The organism is Roseateles sp. GW821-FHT02E12 (assembly GCF_059421665.1).
Window position 1 is genome coordinate 324,390 of sequence record NZ_JBWKVK010000005.1, and the last position, 24,077, is coordinate 348,466.

General features: G+C 68.1%; 24 protein-coding genes. 16 read left to right on the forward strand and 8 right to left on the reverse strand.

The annotated features are described in order from the left end of the window. Nucleotides 1-280: 280 nt before the first annotated feature. The 6 genes from AC07V5_RS28695 to AC07V5_RS28720 are packed head-to-tail and all read left to right on the forward strand — an operon-like array spanning nt 281 to nt 6,133. Complete coding sequence (locus AC07V5_RS28695) at nt 281-1,549, forward strand: ABC transporter substrate-binding protein (protein WP_495119024.1); 1,269 nt, start codon at nt 281-283, stop codon at nt 1,547-1,549. Next, complete coding sequence (locus AC07V5_RS28700; protein ID WP_495119025.1) at nt 1,549-2,445, forward strand: carbohydrate ABC transporter permease; 897 nt, start codon at nt 1,549-1,551, stop codon at nt 2,443-2,445. Before AC07V5_RS28695 ends, AC07V5_RS28700 begins: the two co-directional genes overlap by 1 nt. Continuing rightward, nucleotides 2,442-3,260 carry a carbohydrate ABC transporter permease gene (locus AC07V5_RS28705; RefSeq protein WP_495119026.1) on the forward strand — a complete coding sequence of 273 codons (819 nt, stop codon included), beginning with the start codon at nt 2,442-2,444 and terminating at the stop codon, nt 3,258-3,260. The genes AC07V5_RS28700 and AC07V5_RS28705 overlap by 4 nt, the downstream gene beginning before the upstream one ends. 18 nt (nt 3,261-3,278) lie before the next feature. Next, nucleotides 3,279-4,616: a GH1 family beta-glucosidase gene (locus tag AC07V5_RS28710; protein WP_495119027.1), complete on the forward strand. Its 1,338-nt coding sequence runs from the start codon at nt 3,279-3,281 to the stop codon at nt 4,614-4,616. Nucleotides 4,617-4,646: 30 nt separating this feature from the next. Continuing rightward, on the forward strand, nt 4,647-5,579 hold the full coding sequence (locus AC07V5_RS28715; RefSeq protein WP_495119028.1) for a glycoside hydrolase family 16 protein: 933 nt from the start codon (nt 4,647-4,649) through the stop codon (nt 5,577-5,579). Between the two features lie 8 nt (nt 5,580-5,587). Further along, nucleotides 5,588-6,133 (forward strand): hypothetical protein, encoded by a 546-nt coding sequence (locus AC07V5_RS28720; RefSeq protein ID WP_495119029.1) that lies wholly within the window; start codon nt 5,588-5,590, stop codon nt 6,131-6,133. A 9-nt stretch (nt 6,134-6,142) separates the two neighbouring features. Here AC07V5_RS28720 and AC07V5_RS28725 read toward each other — a convergent pair whose 3' ends face one another. The 5 genes from AC07V5_RS28725 to AC07V5_RS28745 all read right to left on the reverse strand — a co-directional run bounded on the left by AC07V5_RS28725 (nt 6,143) and on the right by AC07V5_RS28745 (nt 12,826). Beyond that, complete coding sequence (locus AC07V5_RS28725) at nt 6,143-7,564, reverse strand: c-type cytochrome (protein WP_495119352.1); 1,422 nt, start codon at nt 7,562-7,564, stop codon at nt 6,143-6,145. Between the two features lie 5 nt (nt 7,565-7,569). Next, nucleotides 7,570-9,243: a GH39 family glycosyl hydrolase gene (locus tag AC07V5_RS28730; RefSeq protein ID WP_495119030.1), complete on the reverse strand. Its 1,674-nt coding sequence runs from the start codon at nt 9,241-9,243 to the stop codon at nt 7,570-7,572. A 222-nt stretch (nt 9,244-9,465) separates the two neighbouring features. Further along, nucleotides 9,466-10,164 (reverse strand): energy transducer TonB, encoded by a 699-nt coding sequence (locus AC07V5_RS28735; RefSeq protein ID WP_495119031.1) that lies wholly within the window; start codon nt 10,162-10,164, stop codon nt 9,466-9,468. A gap of 121 nt (nt 10,165-10,285) precedes the next feature. Next, nucleotides 10,286-11,347 carry an ABC transporter ATP-binding protein gene (locus tag AC07V5_RS28740; protein ID WP_495119032.1) on the reverse strand — a complete coding sequence of 354 codons (1,062 nt, stop codon included), beginning with the start codon at nt 11,345-11,347 and terminating at the stop codon, nt 10,286-10,288. A gap of 204 nt (nt 11,348-11,551) precedes the next feature. Continuing rightward, on the reverse strand, nt 11,552-12,826 hold the full coding sequence (locus AC07V5_RS28745; RefSeq protein WP_495119033.1) for an ABC transporter substrate-binding protein: 1,275 nt from the start codon (nt 12,824-12,826) through the stop codon (nt 11,552-11,554). Between the two features lie 101 nt (nt 12,827-12,927). Between AC07V5_RS28745 and AC07V5_RS28750 the strand changes: the two genes are divergently transcribed. Beyond that, entirely contained in the window at nt 12,928-13,587 is a 660-nt protein-coding gene (locus AC07V5_RS28750) for a response regulator transcription factor (protein ID WP_495119034.1), read from the forward strand. Continuing rightward, nucleotides 13,584-14,966 carry a sensor histidine kinase gene (locus tag AC07V5_RS28755; protein WP_495119035.1) on the forward strand — a complete coding sequence of 461 codons (1,383 nt, stop codon included), beginning with the start codon at nt 13,584-13,586 and terminating at the stop codon, nt 14,964-14,966. The genes AC07V5_RS28750 and AC07V5_RS28755 overlap by 4 nt, the downstream gene beginning before the upstream one ends. Here the strand turns inward: AC07V5_RS28755 and pdxR are convergent. Continuing rightward, the gene (gene pdxR / locus AC07V5_RS28760) at nt 14,963-16,396 is read right to left on the reverse strand and encodes a MocR-like pyridoxine biosynthesis transcription factor PdxR (RefSeq protein ID WP_495119036.1); all 1,434 of its coding nucleotides are present in this window, start codon (nt 16,394-16,396) and stop codon (nt 14,963-14,965) included. The two genes, AC07V5_RS28755 and pdxR, sit on opposite strands and share 4 nt — an antisense overlap. 104 nt (nt 16,397-16,500) lie before the next feature. Between pdxR and AC07V5_RS28765 the strand changes: the two genes are divergently transcribed. Next, nucleotides 16,501-16,944, forward strand: coding sequence for a carboxymuconolactone decarboxylase family protein (locus AC07V5_RS28765; protein WP_495119037.1), 444 nt, complete (start codon nt 16,501-16,503; stop codon nt 16,942-16,944). A 16-nt stretch (nt 16,945-16,960) separates the two neighbouring features. On the opposite strand, the gene AC07V5_RS28770 is transcribed toward AC07V5_RS28765, so the two are convergent. Continuing rightward, nucleotides 16,961-17,449, reverse strand: a complete 489-nt coding sequence (locus AC07V5_RS28770; RefSeq protein WP_495119038.1) for an Rrf2 family transcriptional regulator — start codon at nt 17,447-17,449, stop codon at nt 16,961-16,963. A 48-nt stretch (nt 17,450-17,497) separates the two neighbouring features. On the opposite strand from AC07V5_RS28770, the gene AC07V5_RS28775 reads away from it, so the two are divergent. The 7 genes from AC07V5_RS28775 (at nt 17,498) to AC07V5_RS28805 (ending at nt 23,154) form a co-directional block, all read left to right on the forward strand. After that, nucleotides 17,498-18,691 (forward strand): NnrS family protein, encoded by a 1,194-nt coding sequence (locus AC07V5_RS28775; protein WP_495119039.1) that lies wholly within the window; start codon nt 17,498-17,500, stop codon nt 18,689-18,691. A 176-nt stretch (nt 18,692-18,867) separates the two neighbouring features. Then, nucleotides 18,868-20,442 carry a cbb3-type cytochrome c oxidase subunit I gene (locus AC07V5_RS28780; protein WP_495119040.1) on the forward strand — a complete coding sequence of 525 codons (1,575 nt, stop codon included), beginning with the start codon at nt 18,868-18,870 and terminating at the stop codon, nt 20,440-20,442. A gap of 2 nt (nt 20,443-20,444) precedes the next feature. Further along, nucleotides 20,445-21,056, forward strand: a complete 612-nt coding sequence (locus AC07V5_RS28785; RefSeq protein WP_495119041.1) for a cbb3-type cytochrome c oxidase subunit II — start codon at nt 20,445-20,447, stop codon at nt 21,054-21,056. Further along, nucleotides 21,053-21,640, forward strand: a complete 588-nt coding sequence (locus AC07V5_RS28790; protein WP_495119042.1) for a c-type cytochrome — start codon at nt 21,053-21,055, stop codon at nt 21,638-21,640. Before AC07V5_RS28785 ends, AC07V5_RS28790 begins: the two co-directional genes overlap by 4 nt. Further along, entirely contained in the window at nt 21,633-22,058 is a 426-nt protein-coding gene (locus AC07V5_RS28795; protein ID WP_495119043.1) for a group III truncated hemoglobin, read from the forward strand. Before AC07V5_RS28790 ends, AC07V5_RS28795 begins: the two co-directional genes overlap by 8 nt. Continuing rightward, complete coding sequence (locus AC07V5_RS28800; protein ID WP_495119044.1) at nt 22,058-22,666, forward strand: SCO family protein; 609 nt, start codon at nt 22,058-22,060, stop codon at nt 22,664-22,666. The genes AC07V5_RS28795 and AC07V5_RS28800 overlap by 1 nt, the downstream gene beginning before the upstream one ends. Then, nucleotides 22,663-23,154 (forward strand): hypothetical protein, encoded by a 492-nt coding sequence (locus AC07V5_RS28805; protein ID WP_495119045.1) that lies wholly within the window; start codon nt 22,663-22,665, stop codon nt 23,152-23,154. The genes AC07V5_RS28800 and AC07V5_RS28805 overlap by 4 nt, the downstream gene beginning before the upstream one ends. Here the strand turns inward: AC07V5_RS28805 and AC07V5_RS28810 are convergent. Further along, a complete protein-coding gene (locus AC07V5_RS28810) occupies nt 23,145-24,059 on the reverse strand; it encodes a LysR family transcriptional regulator (protein ID WP_495119046.1) in 915 nt (304 codons plus the stop codon). The two genes, AC07V5_RS28805 and AC07V5_RS28810, sit on opposite strands and share 10 nt — an antisense overlap. Nucleotides 24,060-24,077: the final 18 nt, after the last annotated feature.

The following is a 24,077-nucleotide window of genomic DNA, read 5'->3' on the forward strand; positions in this document are numbered from 1 at the left end:
AGCTGGTTCCAACTGGTATGCATCCAGTTTGTGACTGCTACCACCTCTTGAATACCACTTTGCCACCGGTGCTTGGGGAGTCAGCGGTGAAAACCCGGGGATCGGGTGACAAAACGTTGCCAAGCCGGGTTTCTAGGGAGGGAGGGTTTGCTGGCCTCGCCGGATGGCGGCGGGCCGCGCATGAGCAGCAGGCCCAGCCTTCGTCCTGGGTTGTCCTAGGGTTTGTGCTGCTGGGGGGACGGGCGGCTTGACGCACAATCTTGAAAGCGCTTTCAAGACCATGTCAGAGACCTATTCCCTCCCTCGCCGCCACCTGCTGGCTGCCGCTCTCGGCGGCGCGGCCGGCTTGGGCGAAGCCAAAGAGCAGGCGCCGCTGACGGTAGCCGCCTTCCCGCTGGTGGACGTCATTGCCAAGGACCTGCTCAAGGGTTGGAACCAGCGCCACCCCGAAGTTCGCACCGCCGTCATCAGCCGCCAGTACGACGACCATCACACGGCGATGACGACAGCGCTATCGACCTCCGGCCATCTGCCCGACGTCATCGCGCTGGAGACCAGCTACCTGGGCCGCTTCTCGCTGGGCTCGGGCCTGGAGGACCTGTCGGCGCCGGCCTTTGGCGCCGAGCGCTTCAAGGACCGCTTCGTGCCCTTCGCCATCGAGACGGCACGCAACCGCGAGGGCGCCATCGTCGCCCTGCCCACCGACATCGGCCCCGGCTCGCTGTTCTACCGCACCGATCTGCTGGCCCAGGCCGGCCTGAAGGAAGCGGACCTGACGCGCTCCTGGGACGACTACGTCGAGGCCGGCGCCCAGCTCAAGGCCAAGACCGGCGCCTACCTGATCGGCGACGTGCGCCTGCTCAAGGACATCATCGTGCGCGCCGGCACGCCCCCCGGCGAGGGCCAGTTCTTCGACAACGAGCAGCGCCCGCAGATCACGTCGCCACGCTTCGTGCGTGCCTTCGAGCTGGCCAAGAAGGTGCGCAAGCAAGGCCTGGACGCCCGCGTCGAGGTCTGGATGAACGACTGGGCCGAGATGCTCAAGCGCGGCCGCCTGGCCACCGAGATGTCCGGTGGCTGGATGGCCGGCCAGATGGCCAACTGGGTGGCGCCCGGCACGGCCGGCAAATGGCGCGTGGCCCAACTGCCCGAGAACACCTTCTGCTCCTACGGCGGCACCTACTACGCCATCCCGCGCCGCTCGGCGCCCGAGCGCAAGCAGCTCGCCTGGCAGCTCATCCAGGAGATGACGCTGGACCGCCAGCGCCAGCTCGACGCCTTCCGTTCCCAGGACGCCTTCCCGGCCTTGCTGGCCGCGCAGGAGGACCCCTTCTTCGACCAGCCCGTGCCCTTCCTCGGCGGCCAGCATGCCCGCCAACTGTGGCGCGACGCCGCGCGGCGCATCCCCGTCGTGAAGATGCACAAGCAGCACAAGTTCGCCGACGAGGTCATCAACGCCGAACTCGACAACGTGCTGGAGTACGGCAAGTCCATTCCCCAGGCTCTGGCAGACGCGCAGGCGCTGCTGGTCCACAGGGCCAATCGCTGATGAAGTTCCGCATCCCCGCCTCCTGGGCGCCCTACGTCCTGGTCAGCCCCTTCCTGATCCTGTTCGCCGTCTTCGGCCTGTTCCCGCTGCTGTTCTCGCTGTGGCTGGCCTTCCAGTCCTGGGAGCCCACCAGCGGCATCGAGTCGATGAAGTTCGTCGGCCTGGATAACTTCGTCTTCGCGCTGACCGACGGCTGGTTCTGGAAGTCGCTGCGCAACACGCTGTGGCTGGCCATCGCGTCCGGTGTGCCCCAGCACCTCGTGGCCCTGCCGCTGGCCGTCTTCCTGCACCAGGCCTTCGGGCGCTGGCGCGGGCTGTTCTCGGGCGCGTACTTCCTGCCCTACATCACGTCCACCGTCGCCATCGCGATGCTGTTCGGCTCGCTGTTCTCGAACGACTACGGGCTGGTCAACCAGGCGCTGCACGCCTTGTTCGGCACGGAGAACATCAACTGGATGCGCTCGCCCGAGGCCATCAAGCCGGCCGTTGCCATCGTGGTGTTCTGGCGCTACGTGGGCTTCAACCTCGTGCTGTACCTGGCCGCGCTGCAGACCATTCCGCACGACCTCTATCAGGCCGCCAAGCTCGACGGCGCCGGCGCCTGGCAGCAGTTCCTGCGCATCACGCTGCCCGGCCTCAAGCCCATGATCCTGTTCGGCGTGACGCTGTCGGTCATCGGCGGCCTGCAGCTGTTCGAGGAGCCCTTCATCCTGACCAACGGCAAGGGCGGCGCCGACCAGGCCGCCATGACGGTCGGCATGTACCTCTACCGCCTGGCCTTCGACTTCAGCGACTTCGGCGGCGCCAGCGCACTGGCCTGGATCATGTTCGGCGTCATCGCCGCGCTGACCTGGCTGACGAACAAGGCTTTTGCCGATCGGCAGGTGAAAGCATGAACAAGAGGTCCAAGTTCGCGGCCTACGCCATCGTCGGCATCGGCGCGCTCATCATGCTGGCGCCGTTCTATTTCATGTTCGTGTTCGCCACGCAGTCGCGCACCGACATCTTCAACGTGCCGCCGCCGCTGTTCTTCAGCACCGAGCTGCTGAACAACATCGGCGTGCTGACGACGCGGCTGCCGTTCTGGAAGAACGTGGGCTGGAGCCTCTACGTGGGCCTCATGTCCACGGCGCTGACGCTGCTGTTCTGCTCCATGGCCGGCTATGCCTTCGCGATGCTGGAGTTCCGCTTCAAGAAGGCGCTGTTCGCGCTGGTCATGGGCACGATGATGGTGCCGGCCTTCATGAACATGATCCCCAGCTTCATGGTCATGGATGCGCTGGGCTGGATCGACACCCACCGCGCGCTGTACCTGCCGGGTGCCGCCAGCGCCTTTGGCATCTTCCTGATGCGCCAATTCGCGGCCTCCACGGTGCCGCACGAACTGCTCAGCGCTGCGCGCATCGATGGCGCCAGCGAGCTGGGCATCTACTGGCGCATTGCGCTGCCGCTGATGAAGCCGGCGCTCGGCACGTTGGGCCTCATCACCTTCATCAGTTCATGGAACAACTTCATGAACCCGCTCATCGTCATGCGCACGGCGGAGAACTACACGCTGCCGCTGGCCCTGCGCAGCCTGTTCAGCACCACCAGCACCGAGTGGGGTGCGCTGATGGCGGGCTCTGCCATCGCGACGCTGCCGCTGATCGTCCTATTCATCGTGTCGTCTCGCCAACTGATCGCTGGCCTGACCGCCGGCGCCGTCAAGTAAAAGCAAAAAGAAGCTCTCATGTCCCAAGCCCCCCTGCATCGCCAGTTCCCTACCAACTTCGTCTGGGGCGTGGCCACCAGCAGCTTCCAGATCGAGGGCGCCGCCCATGTGGACGGCAAGGGCGAATCCATCTGGGACCGCTTCTGCAAGCAGCCCGGCGCCATCGCCGACGGCAGCAATGGCGAAGTGGCATGCGACCACTTCAACCGCCTCGACGAAGACCTCGACCTCATCGCATCGCTGGGCGTCAACTGCTACCGCTTCTCCATCGCCTGGCCGCGCGTGCAGGCCAACGGCTACGGCGAGTTCAACCCCAAGGGCCTGGACTTCTACGAACGGCTGGTGGACGGGTTGAAGCAGCGCGGCATCCAGGCCTTCGCGACACTGAACCATTGGGACCTGCCGCAAGGCCTGCAGGACCGCGGCGGCTGGAACGACCGCGACACCGTGCATCGTTTCGTCGACTATGCCCGCCACGTGCAGGCCCGCATCGGCGACCGCGTGGACGGCATCACGACGCACAACGAACCCTGGGTCGTCGCCGTGCTGGGCAACGAGCAGGGCAACTTCGCGCCCGGCATCAAGAGCCGCAAGATCGCCACGCAGGTCTGCCATCACCTGCTGCTCAGCCACGGCCTCGCGTTGCAGGCCCTGCGCGCTGACGGCGCGAAGAGCCAGCTCGGCATCGTGCTCAACCTGTCGTCCTGCGTGCCCGCCACGGCCATGCCCGAGGACATCGCCGCTGCTGCGATGGCCGACGCCCGCGGCCGCCGTTGGTATGCCGACCCGCTGTTCAAGGGCAGCTATCCCGAAGAGGTGATGGCCGAGCTCGGCGCCGACGCGCCCATCGTGCATGCCGGCGACATGGCGGCAATAGCCCAGCCCATGGACTACCTCGGCGTCAACTACTACACCCGCACCGTCGTGTCGGCCAGCGGTGCGGACTGGAAGCCCGAGGAGCGCGGCCTGCCGGTGTCCGACATGGGCTGGGAGATCTACGCCCAGGGCCTGGACGATTTGCTGTGCCTGCTGCACCGCGACTACCCCGGCCTGCCGCCCGTCTATGTGACCGAGAACGGCGGCGCCTTCAAGGACGGCACGCTGGTGAACGGCCGTGTGCAGGACGACGACCGCATCGCCTACCTGCGCGACCACATTGCCGCGGTGGCCAGCGCCATGCAGCAGGGCGTGCCCATGGCCGGCTACATGGTCTGGAGCCTGATGGACAACTTCGAATGGGCCAGCGGCTACCTGAAGCGCTTCGGCATCGTGCACGTCGACTACGAGACCCAGGCCCGCACGCTCAAGGCCAGCGCCGAGTGGTACCGCGACTTCCTGCGCGACTGGCGCGGCTGACCCCACACACAAAACAAGATGGAGACAAACATGAACAACATCCCCCAACCCCCCAGCCCCTGGCGCCACGTGCTGCCTGCCATCGCCGCCGTGCTGACCGCCTGCGGCGGCGGCGGTGGCGCTGCCACGGCCACTGCTGCTCCGGCAGCGCCGACTCCCGCGCCGGCACCGGCCCCAGCCCCCGCACCGGCGCCTGCGCCGTCCAACAGCTGGACGCTGGTCTGGAGCGACGAGTTCGACGACGCGGCCGGCACCGTGCCCAAGCCCGCCAACTGGAACTACGACCTCGGCAACGCGGAGAACGGCGGCTGGGGCAACCACGAGTACCAGTACTACACGTCCAGCGCCCGCAACGCGCAGACGGACGGCTCCGGCATGCTCGTCATCACCGCCGAGAAGGCCACCAACCCCGGCCCCTGCTGGAACAACAAGCCCTGCGACTACACCTCGGCCCGCATCCACACCAACGGCAAGGTCGGCTTCACCTACGGCAAGGTCGAGGCGCGCATGAAGCTGCCCTCGGGCACGGGCATCTGGCCGGCCTTCTGGGCTCTTGGCACCGACATCGCGACCAACCCTTGGCCGAAGTCGGGCGAGATCGACATCATGGAGTTCATCGGCAAGACGCCGACGACCACCTACGGCACCCTGCACGGCCCCGGCTACTCGGGCGCCCAGGGCATCGGCAAGCCGCGCGAGTTCGGCGCGCAGGTGTCGGCCGACTTCCACACCTACACCATCATCAAGCGGCCCAATGAAATCATCTGGCAGGTCGACGGCGTGGACTTCCACCGCCTGACGCCCGCGTTGCTGCCGGCCGGTGGCACCTGGGTGTTCGAGAAGCCCTTCTTCGTCATCCTGAACCTGGCCGTGGGCGGCGACTGGCCCGGCGCACCGGATGCGACGACGCCGCTGCCGGCGCAGATGAAGGTCGACTGGGTGCGGATCTACAAAGAAAACTGAGGCTGGCCATGAACCGTCTGTTCTCCACCCTCACCCTCGCCGCCGGCCTGCTTTGCGCGGCGGCTGCCCAAGCCGCTGAAGTGAAGACCTCGTTCGGCAGCTTCAACGCGCCGGATGGCGTGTCGGTGGTGAACCGCGAGGAGAAGCCCGACAAGGCCGGCAAGCCCACCGGCATGGCGGTGTACTCGCGTACCGACGACCCCAAGGCTGTCTTCATCGTCGTGTGGAGCTACGCCGAGCCCGACCCGGCCAAGCCTTACGACGTGCTGGACGGCGCCGTCAAGTTTGGCAACCCCTTCGACAAGAAGCTGACCCGCGACGCCGCCAAGCCGGTGCTGCTGGGTGGCGTGGAAGGCGCGCGCTACGAGGGCAAGCTGCCCAACGGCCTGCGTTCCATCAGCTACGTAGCCCTCAAGGAGGGCTACCGCCTCATCGTGCTGCTCAAGGGCCCGAATGACAGCCCGTACAAGGAAACGATGGACGCGTTCGCCAAGGGTGTCGAAGGCTTCACCTGGGCGCTGCCCGCACCGGCGGCTTCAGCGCCGCAGCAGTGACGGCAACGCCTAGTTTTTTGCGTCCGGAGTGGCGGCCGGTGCCTGGTAGCTGACCCGATAGATGCGCCCGGCGAAGTCGTCGGAGATGAGCATCGACCCGTCGGGCAACTGCGCGATGTCCACCGGCCGGCCGACCACCTTCTCGCGTTGCAGAAAGCCTTCCACGAAGACGGTGTCGCTTACCACCTTGTCGCCGTACAAGGTGATCAGCGCGACGCGGTAGCCGATCTTCTGGCTGCGGTTCCATGAGCCGTGCTCGGCGATGAAGAGCTGGTTCCGGTACTGCGCAGGAAACTGCTGTCCCGTGTAGAACTGCATGCCCAGCGAGGCCACATGCGGGCCCAGCTTGGCGGCCGGCTCGGTGAACTCGCTGCAGCTCCTGCCGGCCTGGAATTCAGGGTCGGGCACCACGCCGCCCTGGCAGTAGGGAAACCCAAAATGCATGCCGGGCCGGGGTGCATGGTTGAGTTTGTCGGACGGCATGTTGTCGCCCAGCATGTCCCGCCCGTTGTCGGTGAACCAGAACTCCTGGGTCAGCGGATGCCAGCCGAACCCCACGGAATTCCTGACGCCGCGCGCATAGACCTCGAACTGCGTGCCGTCCGGGTTCATCCGATGAATCTTGGCGTGCGGCGCGTTCTCCCGGTCGCAGCTGTTGCACGGCGCGCCGATGGGGACGTAGAGCTTGCCGTCCGGGCCGGCCTTGATGATCTTCTCCCCGTGCCAGGCATCCTTGGGAAAGTCGTCTTTCACCACGTGCAACTGCGGCGACTTGTCGTAGGTGTGCGCGATGTCGTCGAAGCGCACCACGCGGAATCGCTCGGACACGAAAAGCGCGCCGTTCAGCAGGGTCACGCCAATCGGGGAATCCAGGCCGCTGGCGACCGTCACGACCTTGTCGGCCACGGGTTTGCCGGCGGCACTCGTCAACGCAAACACCTTGCCTTCGGTGCGTGATGCGACGTAGACGATGCCCGAATCCGCCACCACCATGCCACGCGCACTCGGTACCTTGTCGCTGTAGACGGCAATCGAGAAGCCGACGGGCAGGCGGAAGTCCTTCAATTCCGGATAGGGGTCGGCCGCACCGCTCGGCGGTTGGTCGCTGCCCTTGGCGCGCGGGGGCGTCAGCAAATATCCGGCCACTGCGCCGATCTGTTGGGGCGTCAGGCGCTTGCTCCAGCCCGGCATGCGTCCGTCGCTCGAGCCTTGCGCGATGAACCTGGCCAGGCTCTCCTTCTTGGGCTCGACCTTGCTCCAATGGGCGCCAGTCAGATTGGGGCCGATGCCGCCTTCCCGGTTCGCGCCATGGCACTGCATGCAGTTCTGCGCGTAGATGGCGGCGCCGTCGGCGACCTGTGCAGCCCGAGCGACCACGGGGCTGAGCAATGCCAACAGGCTCAGGCCATTCACCAGCAATGATTTGCTCACGTGGATCAATAGCTCAGTTTGATGAACGAGACGGCCTGACGCGGCAACTGCATCGTCACAACCAATTGCTGGTCACGAACTTGCAGCGTTTTGGGTGAGCCGATGGTGGCGAGCTTGCTGGTTTTCTCCAGAGCTGCAATCTGTGCCCGGCTGGGGGTGGCGGGCGAGCCCATCTTTTTCCAGGCCGCGTAGGAGTTGCTGTGCTCCTGGTCGATCCGGTAGTGCGTCATCACGACCTTCTTGGCCGGTATGCCCTTGATCGTGACGCTGACCGGCGAACCGGCATCGATGATGTCGTCGTCGTGGTAATTCCAGAGCAGCACGGTTGCGCTGTGGGCGCTCTTGGCGGCCAGCGCATTGATATCGGTACGCTCGCCGAGCACGCCCGACTTGAGGATGGATGCAGCGTCATAGGCCACATCACCGGCAACACCGACACGGTTGCCCGTCATCATGCCGAGCATGCGAAACACATTCAGCACGGGCTTGTCCACGCCGTTGGTGGCCAGGTCGCGAAACCCGGCAAACCAGGGCTGATCCTCAAATTCGAACGACCAGTTGACCACGCCGATCAGATTGGCGCCGCGGGCGCTGGCAAGGTCATATTCGCGCGCAATCGACGCCGCTGTATAGCTCGCGTACAGGGTGCCGTTGCGGTAAGCATTCTCCGGGTTGGTCGACATGCCGCAGGCCGCGCAACCTTCCGGGTCGGACTCGCCGATGATGATCGGAATGCCTTTGAGCTGAGGGTAAGACTCAACGATGGCCAGGCCATCGTCGATATTCTTGAAGTGCGTCTTCATGCTCATCTGAACCACGCCGTTGACAACCTTCGGTCGTCCTTTGGCGTGATAGCCCAGGAAGTCCAGCGGCGCACCTTTCTCGCCTGTCGCGTGGTTCGTGTCGTTCAGGCAGTGCTGGATGAAATGGTCGAAGAACTTGCCGCCGTGGGCCGTGTGCGGGCCGCCCATGCGTGCGGTGGGCAACGCGCGCTTCACGGCGTCGGCGGCGTAGTCGTACATCTTGAAGTATTCCTGCTCGACATTCGGCGCGATCAGATAGAACCCATCCGGTTCATTCCAGAGCTCCCAGTACCAGCTTTCAACTTCTGCCTGGCCGTAACGCTCCACGCTGTGCCTGACCCATTGGTAGATCAGCTCGGCCCATTTCTTGTAGTCCTTGGGCGGGTAGGCCCAGCCCGTCATGATTTCCGGATAAGGCGTGCCTGGTGCCCAGCGGTGTTGATAGGGCTGGGGATGTGCCGATAGCGCCTCGGGCATGAAACCGATCTGCGCGAGCGGCTTCATGCGCCGTTCGACGTAGGTGTCGAAAATGCGGTCGACGATCGTCCAGTTGTAGATCGGCTTGCCGTCTGGATCCTCGCTGTACATGCCGGTCGAGCCCCACTTGAGCGCCGGCGTGCCATCGCCTGAGGTCATCAAATTGTGGGCGCGAACATAAACCGGCACCGGGCTGAGAGCCGCTATTTCGGACAGCAGTTTCTTGCCGTCCTTCATGTAGGTGTAGTTGGGTTCGTCATAGCCGAACCATGCCCACATCGGTTTGAGTGGCCCTTTGTCTTCATTCAGGTCAACCTGCAAATTGACGGCCGGGGTTTGTTGTGAAAAACAAACCGGTGAGGCGAGCAGCAGGCACGCCGAAAGAATGTGGCTTTTCATGTCTCTTTTATCTTTGGTTTTGGCCTGCCGCCCAGGGTCTTTCCAGGGCGCGCATTCCGCGTGACGGCGCAACGGCTGCCGGGTTCGGACGATAGGCGCGAGCGGCGTTGAAAGCTCATCACATTTCAAGGCAACTCGATGCCGAAACGGGTATCGAACGAGCTGCGCAGTTCGCGCGTCGCGAGGCCTGATCCAGGCGCGGCCTCGCGCCCGCCTGTCTGCTCAGTCCCGGCGGAAGGCGATATCGACGTCGGCCGTGCGCGCCTGCGCCAGCGGGGCGAACTGCCACTGCAGGATAGCGTCCGTCGCAGGCTTGGCCAGGCGACGAGGCACGCCAGCGGCCGCTTCGGCGCTGCTCACCGTGCCGTTGGCTTCGACCGTGAAGCGCACCCGGATGTTGCGGGAGCCGGCGCCCAGCGTGGCCTGAACCGCAGGCGTCAGCACGGGCGCGACGAAGGTCTGCATCTGCAGCGCGGCCTCGTCTTGCTCGCGGTCGTCGGGCTCGGCGTCCGTCTCGGCGGGCATGTGGGTCGTCGCCATGGTGGCGGCCGGGGGTGCAGCAGCCGTTGCGGCGACAGCGAGCACCATGGCTGCGGGGGCCTTCTCTGCCATGGGTTCGGCAGCCGGCGTTGCAGCTGCGGTGGCGGGCACAGTGCCCGCTGCCACCGCCTCGGCGGGGCGCGCTGGACGTGCCGGCCGTTCCGCGCTGGGCGCCGGTGGCTTGGCCGGCTTGCTGGCGGGTTCGGTCGCCGGCTTGCTGCGCACAGTCTGGAACTTGATGAAGCTGAACACCTTCTCGGCGTCGCGCCGGGCTCGTTCGGCGTCGTTCATCGGCGGCAGGGGCGCCTGCGCTGCGGCCAGCAGGGAAACCATCAAGCCCAAGGCGGCCTGCAAGCGCAGAAAGTTGACGAACTCAGGCATGGGAGATCTCGACGGGCGCAGGTACAGCAAGGTGCGAACCCTTGATTGCAGCAGGATTGCGTGACAACTTCAGGTGCTCAGCAAGATGCGGGCCCGCCTGCTGCGGCAATGCGCTCGGGCGTCAGACCTCGACCCGATCCCCCGCCGCGTCGAACCACATCGTCTTCTCCGCATCGAAGCCGAACCTCACCTGGGCGCTCTCCTGCACTTCCGGCTGACCCGGCAGCACCGCCGACATGGTGCTGCCCGCGCAGCTCAGCCAGACGACGTGCTGGTTGCCCAGCGGCTCCACCAGCTGGACCTCGGCCTCGAAGGCTTCGCCGGCACCCACGCGCACGTTCTCCGGCCGGATGGCGAGCGTCAGCACCTCGCCTTGCGGACGCGACGCGAGCACAGTGGGCAGCGGCACGCTGAAGGCGGGCGACGCGAAGACGCCGCCTTCGCCCACCTGGCCCTCCACGCGGTTGATGGCCGGTGATCCCACGAAACCCGCCACGCGCAGGTTCTTCGGCTTCTCGTAGACCTCGGCCGGCGTGCCGATCTGCTGGATGACGCCTTGGTGCATGACGACGATGCGCGTGGCCAGCGTCATCGCCTCGACCTGGTCGTGGGTCACGTAGATCATGGTGTTGCCCAGGCGGCTGTGCAGCAGCTTGAGCTCGCGGCGCAGGTCGGTGCGCAGCTTGGCGTCGAGGTTGGACAGCGGCTCGTCCAGCAGCAGCACCTTGGCCTCGCGCACCACCGCGCGGCCGATGGCCACACGCTGGCGCTGGCCGCCGGAGAGCTGGCCGGGCCGGCGCTCCAGCAGGGCGGTCAGCTGCAGCATGTCGGCCGCGGCGGCCACGCGCTTTTCCAGCTCGGCCTTGGGCGTCTTGGCCATCTTCAGCGGGAAGGCGAGGTTCTCCTTCACCGTCATCGTCGGGTACAGCGCATAGCTCTGGAACACCATGCCCACGCCGCGCTGGCTGGGCTCGGCGCGGGTCATGTCCTGCTCGCCGATCTGGATGGTGCCGCCGCTGACCTGGTTGAGCCCGGCGATGGTGTGCAGCAGCGTGGACTTGCCGCAGCCCGAGGGGCCGAGCAGCACGAGGAACTCGCCGCTGTTGACGTCGAGGTCGAGGCCTTTGATGACCTCGTGGTTGCCGAAGCGGATGCTGAGGTCCTGGATGTGAACGCGGGTCAAGGCTGTCTCCTGTTGTTGGGGTCTGTTAACGCTATGGCAGCAGGCCGCGTTGTGGCCAGAAGGCCCCGCGAGCAAGGCGCAAACCGCAGCCGGGCTGGTTGCCCGGCGAGGATTTGTAACGCCGCGCGCGAGGCCTTCTGGCCACAACCCGGAGGGAAGGCCAGCCGCCAGGGGCCACTCGGCGTTGCATCGCTTGCCCGCATATCAATGCGGGCGGCGCGCTGCGCCTTGATTGGCCCCTGGCGGCTGGCCTTCGCGGCCTACTGCCATAGCGTTAGCAGACCCCGTTTCTTGCAAGATCTTGGCGAGGGTCTGCTGCACCGTCTGCACGGGGATGTCGCGGTTCCAATAGTCGCTGACGGCGCGTTCGAGCGAAGTCAGTTGCGCCGGGGCGAGCAGCAATTCGGTGTTGCCCACCAGCCGGCTGGCGTCGCGCAGCGCTGCGGCACCGGCTTGCGCGCAGGCATCCAGCGTTCGGGTATCGAGGTCGGTGCGCACCGGCACCGAGCCCTTGCGGGCGCTGAAGGCGAGCTGGGTGGCCGGGGCCGTGGCGACGCGGGCCAGCAAGGCTTGCGCGGGCCGCGCGCTACCGTCCCTGTCCTTCGGAAAGACCAGCACGTCGCCGCTGACGATGTACGGCGAACGCGGGCTCAGGCCCGGCGCGCAGCCGTAGTCGCGCCCGGGCTGCTGGCCGGCCTGGGCGAACTCGCCCTTGGCCCAGTCGCCCATGAACTGCAGCCCGGCGCGGCCGCTGACGATCAGGGCCGTCGTGTCGGCCCAGCCGCGTCCCGGTGAGGCAGGGTCGACATAGCGGCGCAGCTTCTTGTAGTTCAGCAGCACCTGGCGCAAGGGCTCGCCCTGCACGGCCGTCGTATCCCGGTCGCGCAGCACGGCCAGATACAAGTCGCGCCCGCCTTGGTTGGCCAGCAGCGCGATGAAGAGGTTGAGGTCCTGCCAGGGCTGGCCGCCGTGGGCCAGCGGGATCAGGCCCGCGGCCTGCAACTTGTCCAGCGCGGCAAAGAGCTCGTCCATGCTGCGCGGCTCGGTCTTGACGCCGGCCTTGGCCAGCGCCGCCTTGGAACTCCACAGCCACACCGGCATGTGGATGCTGACGGGCGCGGCATAGACATGGCCGTCCACCTTCACGGCTTCCAGCAGCACGGCGGGCAGCACCTCGGCCCAGCGGCCCTGGGTGGCCACGTCGTCGATGGCGTGCAGCCGGCCTTCGCTCGCCAGCCGCACGAGGGCGCGGGAGGGGTTGAACTGCGCGGCCATTGGCGGATTGCCGGCGGCGATGCGCTCGAAGACGACGGTACGGGCCTGCTCCGAGGCCCCGACGCCCAGCTCGCGCCACTGGCCACCGGCCGCGCGGTAGGCCTCGGCCAGGGCTTGCTTGGCGGCAGTCTCGCCAGGAGAGGTCCACCAATGCAGGACGTCCGTCGGCGTCCCGGCCTGGGCTGCGGCGGCCAGCAAGGACATGGTGAGGACGCAGGCGCGGAGCATCCCGGCATCATTACCGAGAGTTAATAAACTTAATATCGTATTAACCAGTAGGGCGAGCGCCGCTAAAGTGGGCGGCCATGAACCTGCTGCTCGCCGAAGACGACCCTGTGCTGGCCGACGCCTTGCAGCAGCAATTGCTTAACGCCTCGTTCAAGGTTGAGTGGGCCGAGAACGGCGCCGTGGCCGAGTACCTGCTGCGCAAGCAGGATTTCGACATCGCCATCCTCGACCTCGGCCTGCCGCTGGTTGACGGCCTCACCGTGCTCAAGCGCGTGCGCGAAGCGGGGCGCACGCTGCCCATCCTCGTGCTGACGGCGCTGGATGCGCTGGAGCACCGCGTTGCGGGCCTGCAGGCCGGTGCCGACGACTACCTGACCAAGCCCTTCGACTTCCCCGAGCTGGAAGCCCGCCTGCACGCCCTGCTGCGCCGCGGCCGCCCCGCGTCGCAGAGCCAGCAGCTGCGCCGCCTGACGCTGGACCGGGCCGCGCGCCGCGCCAGCGTCGGCGGCGAGCCGCTGGACCTGAGCCCGCGCGAATGGACGCTGCTGGACCTGCTGCTGACCGAACGCGACCGCGTCGTCACCAAGGCGCAGATCGTCGAGGCCTGGGGCGCCGACGAAGGCGGCTCCATCGAGGTCTATATCCACCGCCTGCGCAAGAAGCTCGAAGGCTCGGGCCTGGCCGTGCGCACCGTGCGCGGCCTGGGCTATCTGCTCGAAGCGACGGCATCGTCGTGACCACGCCGGCCGGCCGCTCGCTGCACCGGCAACTGCTGCTGTGGCTGCTGCTGCCGCAGATCGTGCTTTGGCTGGTGGCGGCCTTTGGCGCCTACCGCCTCGCGACCAACCATGCCGATGAGTTGGTGGACGCCAGCCTGCTGCAGGCTGCCCGCGCGCTGGCGCGCCAGATCAAGCCCACCGCCAGCGGCCTCTTCGTCGACCTGCCACGCTCGGCGCAAGACATCCTCGCTGCCGACCCCGAGGACCGCGTCATGTACATGGTCAGCTCGCCGCCGGGCCAGTTGCTGCTGGGCGACGCGCGCCTGCCGCCGCCACCGGGCACGCCAGGCCTGAACGAGCCAGTGTTCTTCAACGCCACCGTGCCCGAGCCGATGCGCGTCGTGTCACTGGACCTGCACCTTGGCGCGGCCGGCGCGGCGGACTCGGCCTTGCGCGTGCAGATCGCCCGCTCCAGCGCGCCGCGCGACCTGCTGGCGCGGCGCATGCTGCTGGACACCGCGCTGCCGCTGTCGCTGCTGATCGCGTTGATGAGCATGGGTGTGTGGGCCGGCATCCGCAAAGGCCTGAAGCCGCTGGCCGAGCTGCAGCAGCAGATGGAGGGCCGGCGCGCCGACGCGCTGGACCCCATCGTCCTGCAGGCCGCGCCGCCCGAGGTGGGCGCGCTGGCCGGCGCCGTCAACGAGCTGCTGGGCCAGGTGCAGCAGAGCCTGGCCACCCAGCGCCGCTTCATCAGCGATGCGGCCCACCAGTTGCGCACGCCGCTGGCCGGGCTGAAGAGCCAGACCGAGCTGGCGCTGGAGGCCACCACCGACCCGGCGCTCAGGCAGCGGCTGGAGCGTGTGCACGAGAGCGCCGTGCGCGGCGCCCGCCTGGTGTCGCAGCTGCTGGTGCTGGCCCGCGCCGAGCCTGAGGCCGTGGCGGCCCAGGGCTGGGCGGCGGTGGACTGCGGCCGGTTGGTGCAGCAGGCCACGGCCGACTGGGTGCCACGCGCGCTGGCGGCGGGCTGCGACCTGGGCGTGGAGATCGCCGACGAGTCCTTGAGCGTGCAGGGTGTCGAGCTGCTGCTGCGCGAGGCCCTGGTCAACCTCATCGACAACGCGGTGCGCTACGCCGGCGCGGGGGCGACGATCACCGTCAGGCTGCGCCGTGCGGGCGATGACGTGTGGATCGACGTCGAGGACAACGGCACCGGCCTGGCGCCGGAATTGCGTGAGCGCGCCTTCGAGCGCTTCGTTCGCGGCTCTGCCCATGGCGAGGGCTGCGGCCTGGGTCTGGCCATCGCCCGCGAGATTGCCGAGCGGCATGGCGGCAGCGCCGAGCTGCTGCCCGCCGCGCCGCACGGCTGCATTGCGCGCCTGACGCTGCCGCTCGGCTAGCCCGCTGCGCTCAGCAGCTCGGCCATTCGGCCCAGCGCTTCGTCGATGCCCTCGGGCGCGATGCGGCCGAAGCCCATCAGCAGGCCGTCCTGCGGCGCGCCCATGGACTGCAGCGAATACAGGCCGACGTCGACACGCCGCGCGATGGACGCGAGCTGGTCGGCGTCGAGCGCCAGGCCGGGTTTCAGCAGCGCCGCTTGATGAAAGCCGGCCTCGGCCGGCAGCAAGGTCAGCCACGGCGCCAGCAGCCCGGCAAAGCCCGCCATCAGCCGCTCACGCCGGCGTGCGTACTCGGCCACGCAACGGCGCAGATGCTTGCGGTAGTTGCCCTCGGCCATGAAGCGCGCCAGCGCGTGCTGCAGCAGGCTGGGCCCGTGCACATCGGCCAGGTGCTTGGCGTGCAGCAGCGCCTCGCGCAAGGCCGGTGGCGCGATGACGTAGCCCAGGCGAAGCGACGGCGCCAGCGTCTTGGAGAAGCTGCCGACAAAGGCGACGCGGCCCTCCACGTCCAACCCCTGCAGGCTGTCGCGCGGCTGGCCCTCGAAGCGGAACTCGCTGTCGTAGTCGTCCTCGATGACGACGGCGCCGGAGCGCGATGCCCAGGCCAGCAGCTCGCGCCGGCGCGCTGCGCTCATGGCCACACCGAGCGGGAACTGGTGGGCCGGTGTTGTGTAGATCAGGCGGGCGTCAGGCGGCAGCGCATCGGTGACGAGGCCGTGCTCGTCCACCGTCACGGCCGCGATGCGCGCGCCCAGAACCTGCAGCAGCGCCATCGCCGGTGGATAGCCCGGTGACTCGATGGCCGCCACGTCGCCCGGGCCGACGAGCACACGGATGAGCAGGTCGAAAGCCTGCTGCGCGCCCTGCGTGACGATGACGTCGGCCGCCGTGCAGCGCACGCCCCGCGCGAAGGCCACATGCTCGGCGATGGCCTCCCGCAGCGCCGCATGGCCCGCCGGTGGCGCGTGGGCGCCGCCTTGGCCCAGCGCGCGCTGGGCGGCGTGCAGGTGGCGGCGCCAATCCTCGTGTGGGAACAGCGCCGGTTCGGGCGAGCCGCCGATGAAGTCCAGTCGCGCCAGCGGGCTGCCCGCCACGCGCAGGAAGGGCAGGCGCAGGTCACGGAAGGCGGCAATGCGCTCGGCGCTGGCAAAGCGTGGCGGCGCGGCTGGTGGCGCTTCGGGCTCGGCGGTGGGTAGCGCACGCACGAAGCTGCCGCGGCCGCGCCTGGCCTCGATCAGTTGCTCCAGCGCCAGCCGCTCGTAGGTCTCGGCCACCGTCTGGCGCGCCAGGCCCAGCTGCTCGGCCAGCAGCCGCGTGGGTGGCAGCTGCGCACCGGTAGCCAGCCGCCCGCTGCGGATCAGGCCGCGCAGCTGACGCAGCAGCTGCTCGCCACGCGGCTGGTCAGGGTCGATGACGATGTGGAGATCCATCCGGTGGACTGGTGGACTACTGAATTTGGTCGGGATTGGACTGCTTGGCGCGGCGCGTGGGAATCAACATTCGTTCACCCCAACACCACCTTCTGGAGCATCTCATGAGCACCGCCCGCATCGACTTCTACAACGCCTCCCCCGCCGCCATCAAGGCCATGCTGACCCTGGAGGGCAGCGTCGGCAAACTGGGCCTGGAGCCCAGCCTCATCGAACTCGTCAAGATGCGCGCCTCGCAGCTCAACGGCTGCGCCTTCTGCCTGGACATGCACAGCCGCGACGCGCGCAAGGCCGGCGAGAGCGAGCGGCGCCTGTACGTGCTGCCGGCCTGGCGTGAGACCAATCTCTTCACGCCGCGCGAGCAGGCAGCCCTGGCCTGGACCGAGGCGCTGACGCTGGTGACCCAGGGTCACGCCAGCGACGCCGACTACGAGTTCGCCAAGGCCGAGTTCAGCGAGGCGGAACTCGTGAACCTGACGCTGGCGATCACGACCATCAACGCCTGGAACCGTTTCGCGATCGGCTTCCGCGCCCAGCTGCCGGCCTGAGCAACGCCGAACAGGCCTAGGTTCTCAAGCCCAGCAGCACGGCGGCCTGGACGGGCGGCCCGACGGCCTCGTTCAGCGTCATGCCGTCCAGCTCGGCCAGGAAGGCCTCCACCGCCTTGGCCAGCCGGCGCTTGAGCCGGCAGGCCGGGAAGACGGCACAGCCATGGGGCTGGCTCTCGTCGTGGCAGGCGACGACGGCGAAGTCCTTCTCCGCCATGCGCACGACGGCGCCGATGGAGATCTCGGCCGCCGGCCGTGCCAGGCGCATGCCACCCGAGCGGCCGCGCAGCGTCTCGATGAAGCCTTGCTGGCCCAGCTCCTGGACGATCTTGGTCAGGTGGTGGCGCGAGATGCCGTAAGCCGTCGCGATCTCGTCAACGGTGGCCAGGCTGTCGCCGTCGCGTTGCTTCAACGCGAGGTACATCAGCGCGCGCAGCGTGTAGTCGGTGTAGAGCGTCAGGCGCATCGCGGCAAAGCCCTGTCGGGCCGGGGTCTTGGTTGGCAAATCATCTCTTGATCAATAAGATGCATGAAAAATGCATGTTTAACAAGCATGAAACCCCTCAAACTTCCCATACTCGGCCAGACACCACGCCAGCCGCCCACCGGCTGGCCACCGCTGCGGCTGGCGTTCCGGCCTTTCTACCTGCTGGCGGCGCTGGCCGCCGCGGTGCTGATGCCGCTGTGGTGGGCGGTGTTCACCGGCCGCCTGGCGCCGGCGTCCGGCCTTGCCGGCGTGCTCTGGCATGGCCACGAGATGCTGTTCGGCTTCGTCGCGGCCGTCGTCATCGGTTTTGTCTTCACGGCCGGCAAGACCTGGACGGGACAGCAGACGCCGCGCGGCAGCCAGCTCGCCTTCCTGGCGCTGCTGTGGCTGTCGGCGCGGGTCGCTGCGCTGCTGGCGCCTTATCCGGTGTTCTTCCTGCTGGACGTCAGCCTGCTGCCGCTGTGCGCCGCACTGTTCGCCGACCTGCTGCTGCGCGTGCGCAATCTGCGCAACCTGCCGGTGGCCGGGGTGCTGGGCCTGCTGGCCGTGGTCAACCTGGGCTTCCATCTCGGCGCCAGTGGCGCGCTGCCTATTGACCCGGCGCATGCGCTGCACGCGGGCCTGGCCGTGCTGGTGCTGCTGGAGACGCTGATTGCCGGCCGCGTGGTGCCCTTCTTCACGCGCAACGTGACGCCGGGCCTGCAGAACACGGTGCCCGCCTGGCGCGAGAAGTTGCTGGGTGCCGTGACGGCGCTGGCGCTGATCGCCTGGCTCACCGAAATCAAGCTCGCCGTGCCGCTGCTGGCCGCGGCCGCCCTGCTGCACGCCTGGCGCCTGTACAGCTGGCGGCCCGGCGTCACGCTGGCGCGGCCCATCCTGTGGTCGCTGCACCTGGCCTATGCCTGGTTGCCGGTGGGCTTTGCGCTGCTGGCCTTGGCGCTGGCTCGCGGGGACTCGATTTCGCCGGCCCTGCACGCCTTTGCCGTCGGCGCCACGGCCGGCCTCATCGTCGCCATGATGACCCGCACCGCCCGCGGCCACACCGGCCGGCCGCTGCAGGCAGGCCCGGCGGAGACGGCGGCGTATGGCCTGGTCGCCACGGCCGCGCTGCTGCGGGTGGGGGCGCCGCTGCTGTGGCCCGCAGCCTACGGCCTGGCCTTGCTGGTGGCCGGCACTTGCTTTGCGGCGGCGTTCTGCATCTACTTACTTCGTTACGCAGGCTGGCTCATGTCGCCCCGGGTCGACGGCCAGGACGGTTGAATGAAGCCCCTCGTCCAAGGAGTACCTTGGCCGGTCCCCCGGGGGGACGGCGATGCTTGCGGCATTGAGCCACAAGCACATCGCCCAGGCGGGCCGGCTCGGGAGCGGCCCAGCGCTCGGCCCGGAAGATACCGGCTTCAAGTGAATGCGGAATGGACTACTGAAGGGAAGCTTCGATGAGCACCATCGCCATCCTGTTGTCGGCCTTCATCCTGTCGGTCGTCGCGCTGCTGGTCTTCATCTGGACGCAGCGCAGCGGCATGTTCGACAAAAGCGCCAAGGCGGCCGAAGTCATCTTCGCGCCAGGCGAGATCGGCAGCGCCGAGGACCCTGCCGCCGGCAAGGCGTCGGTCGGCGCCGACGACGAACTGCTGCAGCGCGCCCGGGCCGATGACTCGACGGCGCCCCTGGTGTCCTTCTTCTTCTTCTGTGCCTTTGCCTGGCTGCTGGTGGCCTCCGCAGCGGGGCTGACGGCCTCCATCAAGCTGCACGAGCCGGACTGGCTGGTCACCCAGCCTTGGCTGACCTTCGGCCGCATCCGCACCATCCACCTGAACGCCGTCGCCTACGGCTGGGCGCCGATGGCGGGTCTAGGGATCGCCCTGTTTGTCATCCCGCGGCTGCTGAAGACAGAGCTCGTCGGCGCGCAGTTCGCCTTCCTGGGCGCGGCGCTGTGGAATGCAGCGCTGATCGCGGGCCTGGGCGCCATCGCCGTAGGCCTGAGCGACGGCCTGGAGTGGCTGGAGATCCCCTGGCAGATCGACATCCTGTTCGTCATCGGCGGCGCGCTGGTGGGTGTGCCGCTGGTGCTGACGCTGTTGAACCGCCAGGTCGAGCACCTGTACGTGTCGGTCTGGTACATGGGCGCCGCGCTGTTCTGGTTCCCGGTGCTGTTCCTCGTCGGCAACATGCCGGACCTGCACCGCGGCGTGCAGCAGGCGGCCACGAACTGGTGGTTCGGCCACAACGTGCTGGGCCTGTTCTACACGCCGCTGGCGCTGGCCTCGGTCTACTACTTCCTGCCCAAGATCGTCGGCCGGCCGGTGCAGAACTACAACCTGTCGCTGCTGGGCTTCTGGGGCCTGGCCTTCTTCTACGGCCAGGTGGGCGGCCACCACCTGATAGGCGGGCCGGTGCCGGGCTGGCTGGTCACGCTGTCCATCGTGCAGAGCATGATGATGATCGTGCCGGTGCTGGCCTTCACGGTGAACCAGCACCAGACGCTGAAGGGCCATCTCGGCGCACTGCGCACTTCGCCCACGCTGCGCTTCATCGGCTTTGGCGGGCTGATGTACACGGCCAGCTCCATCCAGGGCAGTTTCGAGGCGCTGCGCAGCGTCAACGTGGTGGCCCACTTCACGCACTTCACGGTGGCGCATGCCCACCTGGGGCTGTATGGCTTCGTGACCATGGTGTTCTTTGGCGCCATCTACTTCATCATGCCCCGCATCTCGGACCGAGAGTGGCCGTCGCAGGGGCTGATTGCCGCGCACTTCTGGCTCGCCGCCATCGGCATCACCATCTATTTCGTCGCGCTGACGGTGGGCGGCTGGCTGCAGGGCGAGGCCATGCTGGACGCCAGCCGCCCCTTCATGGATTCGGTGGCGCTGACGCTGCCCTACCTGAAGGCACGCACCGTGGGCGGTGGGCTGATGGCGCTGGGCCACCTCGTCTTCGTTGTCCACTTCATCATGCTGCTGGCCGGCCGTTCCGAGGGCCGCAGCGACCCCACCCTGCTGAAGGTCCTCTGATCATGCGCAACGAGACTCAACTCCTCGCCGGCGGCATGGTTATGCTGAGTGTCGCCACCAGCGCCCTCGTCGTCATCCCCTACATGACCGTGCGCGACGTGAAGCCGCTGGACGGCCTCAAGCCCTACACCAGCACCGAGCTGCGCGGGCGCCAGGTCTACGTCGCCAACGGCTGCGTCTACTGCCATTCGCAGCAGCCGCGTGCCAAGAGCTTCGCGCCGGACACGGAGCGTGGCTGGGGCCGTGCCAGCGTCGCGGGCGACTACGCCTACGACACGCCCCATCTGCTGGGCACCATGCGCACGGGGCCTGATCTCTTCAACATCGGCGCCCGCCAGCCCAGCGAGCAATGGCATTTGGGCCACCTCTACCAGCCGCGTGCCTATGTGCCGGGCAGCATCATGCCCAGCTACCCCTTCCTGTTCGAGGCCAAGCGCAAGCTGGAGACGGGCGACGTGGAGGTCAAGCTGCCGCCGGGCTATGCGCCGCCGGGACAGCTTGTCGTGGCCAGCCATGAGGCCCAGGATCTCGTCGCCTACCTGAAGGCGCTGAATCACACCTATCCGGTCATCGAGCCGCCAGTGGCGCGAACCGAAGGAGGGACGAAGCCATGAGCGAGCACCACGTCTCCCCCCAGCAGCAGCGCGAGAACCCCGACCCGCACGAGCAGTCGCGGCCCATGCCCTGGCCCATGATCGCCCTCGTGGTACTGCTCATCGCCTTTGGCATCGTCTACATCACACGTGCCGACATCGAGACGCCGGCCGCCTGGGGCGATGGCCGCAGCGCTGCCGAACTCGCGGGCGCCAAGCCTGGGGGCAAGGTCGACGGCGCGGCGCTCTACGCATCGCTGTGCGTGGCCTGCCACCAGGCCGGCGGCCAGGGGCTGCCCGGCGTCTTCCCGCCGCTGGCCGGCAGCGAATGGGTGCAGGGCAAGGACGCGACGGCGGCCGCCATCCTGCTGCACGGCGTCAACGGCGCGCTGACCGTCAAGGGCGCCACCTACAACGGCGCCATGCCGCCCTTCAAGGACCAGCTCAGCGACGAACAGATCGCCGCCGTGCTGACCCATGTGCGCTCGCAATGGGGCAACCAGGCTGCGGCTGTCGCTACCGAAACGGTGGCGAAGGCGCGCGAAGAACACAAGGCCCGCACCGCATCGTTTGCGGGCGACAAGGAACTGCCGTCTCATGACTGACACCCCCACCCTCGACCGCGCCGGCCTGCGCCGCCTGGTGGACGCTTTCTATGTCGACGTGCGCCGCGACGAGCTGCTCGGCCCGGTCTTCGCCTCGGTCATCAGCGACTGGGAGCCGCATCTGCAGCGCATGACCGAGTTCTGGAGCACCGTGATGCTCAGCACGCGCAGCTTCAAGGGCAACGTCTACCAGAAGCATGTGGCGCTGGCCGAAACGTCCGATGTGAAGCCCGAGCACTTCCTGCGCTGGATCACGCTGTGGCACCGGCACACGAATGCCATGTTCCCCGGCGAAACGGCGCAGGAGTTGCAGGAGACGGCCGAAGGCATCGGTCGCAATCTGTTCTACGGCTTCTTCCAGCAGTTCGCGCGCTTCATCGTGCGGGACGGCTTGGCCGTGGACTACGTGGCCGTGTGATGAACCGCCTCTCGGCGACGCTGGCAGCCTGCGCCTTGTGTGCTGCTGCCTTCGCCGCCGGCGTGGCGCGGCTGACCGAGGGCTTCGAGGTCTGGACCTTCGAGGGCTTGCGCCGCTCGGCGGCCGCGCGCGGTGAGCTGAACCTGCCTGCCACGGCGCTGCGGGATGCGGCCGGGCGCCCGGCTGGCCTGGCCCCTGGCGCGGTCTACCTCGTGGACTTCATCTACACGCGCTGCGAGTCGGTCTGCCAGACCCTGGGAGCCGAGTTCTTCCAGGTGCAGCAGGCGCTGCGAGCCACTGAGGGGGTGAGGCTGCTGTCCGTCTCCATCGACCCCGAGCACGACGGCGCCGCCGAGCTGGCGGGCTACGCTAAGCTGCATCGCGCTGACCCTGACCTGTGGACGCTGGCCGCACCTGTGTCGCCCGCCGCCGGTGCCGGCGTGCTGAAGGCGCTGGGTGTGGTGGCCGTGCCGGACGGCCTGGGCGGTTGGGTGCACAACGGCGCCATCCACGTTGTCGACGCCTCCGGCCGCGTGCATCGCGTGTTCGACTACGCCGACTGGGCCGCGGCGCTGGCCGAGGCGCGGCGGTTGGCTGCACGCAGATGAACCCGCTCGCCCTCGTCGAGAGCCACATGAGCCTGCACATGCTGCTGGAGTTCCCGGCGCTGCTGGGCCTGGGCTGGTGGCTGGGCCGCCGGCTGCCGTGGCCGGCGCTCGCGCGCATCGACGCGCAAGGCCTGCTCGCGGCCGCCGTCGCGTCCGGCGTGTTCGCGTTCTGGATGATCCCGGCCGCGCTGGACCTGGCGTTGCTGTCCACTGGCTTCGCGGCGGCCAAGTACGCGAGCTGGGTCGCCGCCGGCGCGCTGCTGGCCTGGGGCCGCGAGCGGTTGTCGCCGGTCGTCGCGGCCTTCTTCCTGGGCAATGCGGCCTGGATGCTGGCGACCGCCGGGCTGCTCTACCGCGACGCCGAGACCCAGCTCTGTGTGAACTACCTCATCGACGACCAGCTCGTCACCGGTGCCGGCCTGCTGGCCTGGGCTTGTGCGCTGGGTGGGCTGGCCGCCTTCAAGCTCAAGCCCATCCTTCAGGCGTAGGCATCGACGCCATCGACAAGGCGCTGGCACAGCCGCGCGTCCTCCAGCTTCTCCAGCCACCAGGCCAGCGCCCGGCCGTCGCCGGCGCGCCAGCCGATGAACAGCGTGTTGGGCTCGCGGGGCACGGCCACCTTCTTGGCGACCAGTTCGCCGCGCTTGAGCAGCGAGGCCACCCGCGCCTCCGGCAGCCAGCCCACGCCCAGGCCCGCGCGCTGGGCCGCGATCTTGGCGGCCATGCTGGGCACGGCCAGCGTGGCCTGGCCCGCGCCATGGCCGTAGGCCCGGCCATCGTTGCGGCGCGACGTGTCGGCCACGACGACGGCACGATGCGCCTGCATCTGCGCCGCGGTCAGCGCTTCCTTGACCTTGGCGAGCGGATGGCGCGGTGACACGGCGTACACCCAGTGCATCTCGCCCAGCACGCGCCACTGCAGGCCGGCCAGCGCGGGCGGCTCGTTGGTGGCGCCGATGACGAGATCACCCCGGCCATCGGCCAGCGCCTCCCAGGTGCCGCCCAGCACCTCGTGCGTCACGCGCAGGCCCACGCCGGAGTCCAGTGCGTCGAAGTCCTGGATGACGGGCAGCAGAGAGGCGAACTCGATGATCTCGTCGCTGACGATCCACAGGCGGTCCTCCCAGCCCTTGGCCACCTGCGTGACGCGGCGCGTGAGGCGCTGCATGTCGTCGCGCAGTCTTGTCGCCTCGCGCACCAGCAGCGCGCCGGCGGGCGTGAGTTGCAGCCGGTAGCGGCGGCGGTCGAAGAGCAGGGCGTCGAAACGGGTCTCGATCTGGCGCAGCGTGTACGACACCGTCGACGGCGCCTTGCCCAGGCTGGCCGCGGCGCGTGTGAGGCTGCCGCTGGCCAGGATGGCTTCCATCAACTGGATCTCGTCGTCGCTGAGCATGGTGATGTTCGAAAGCCT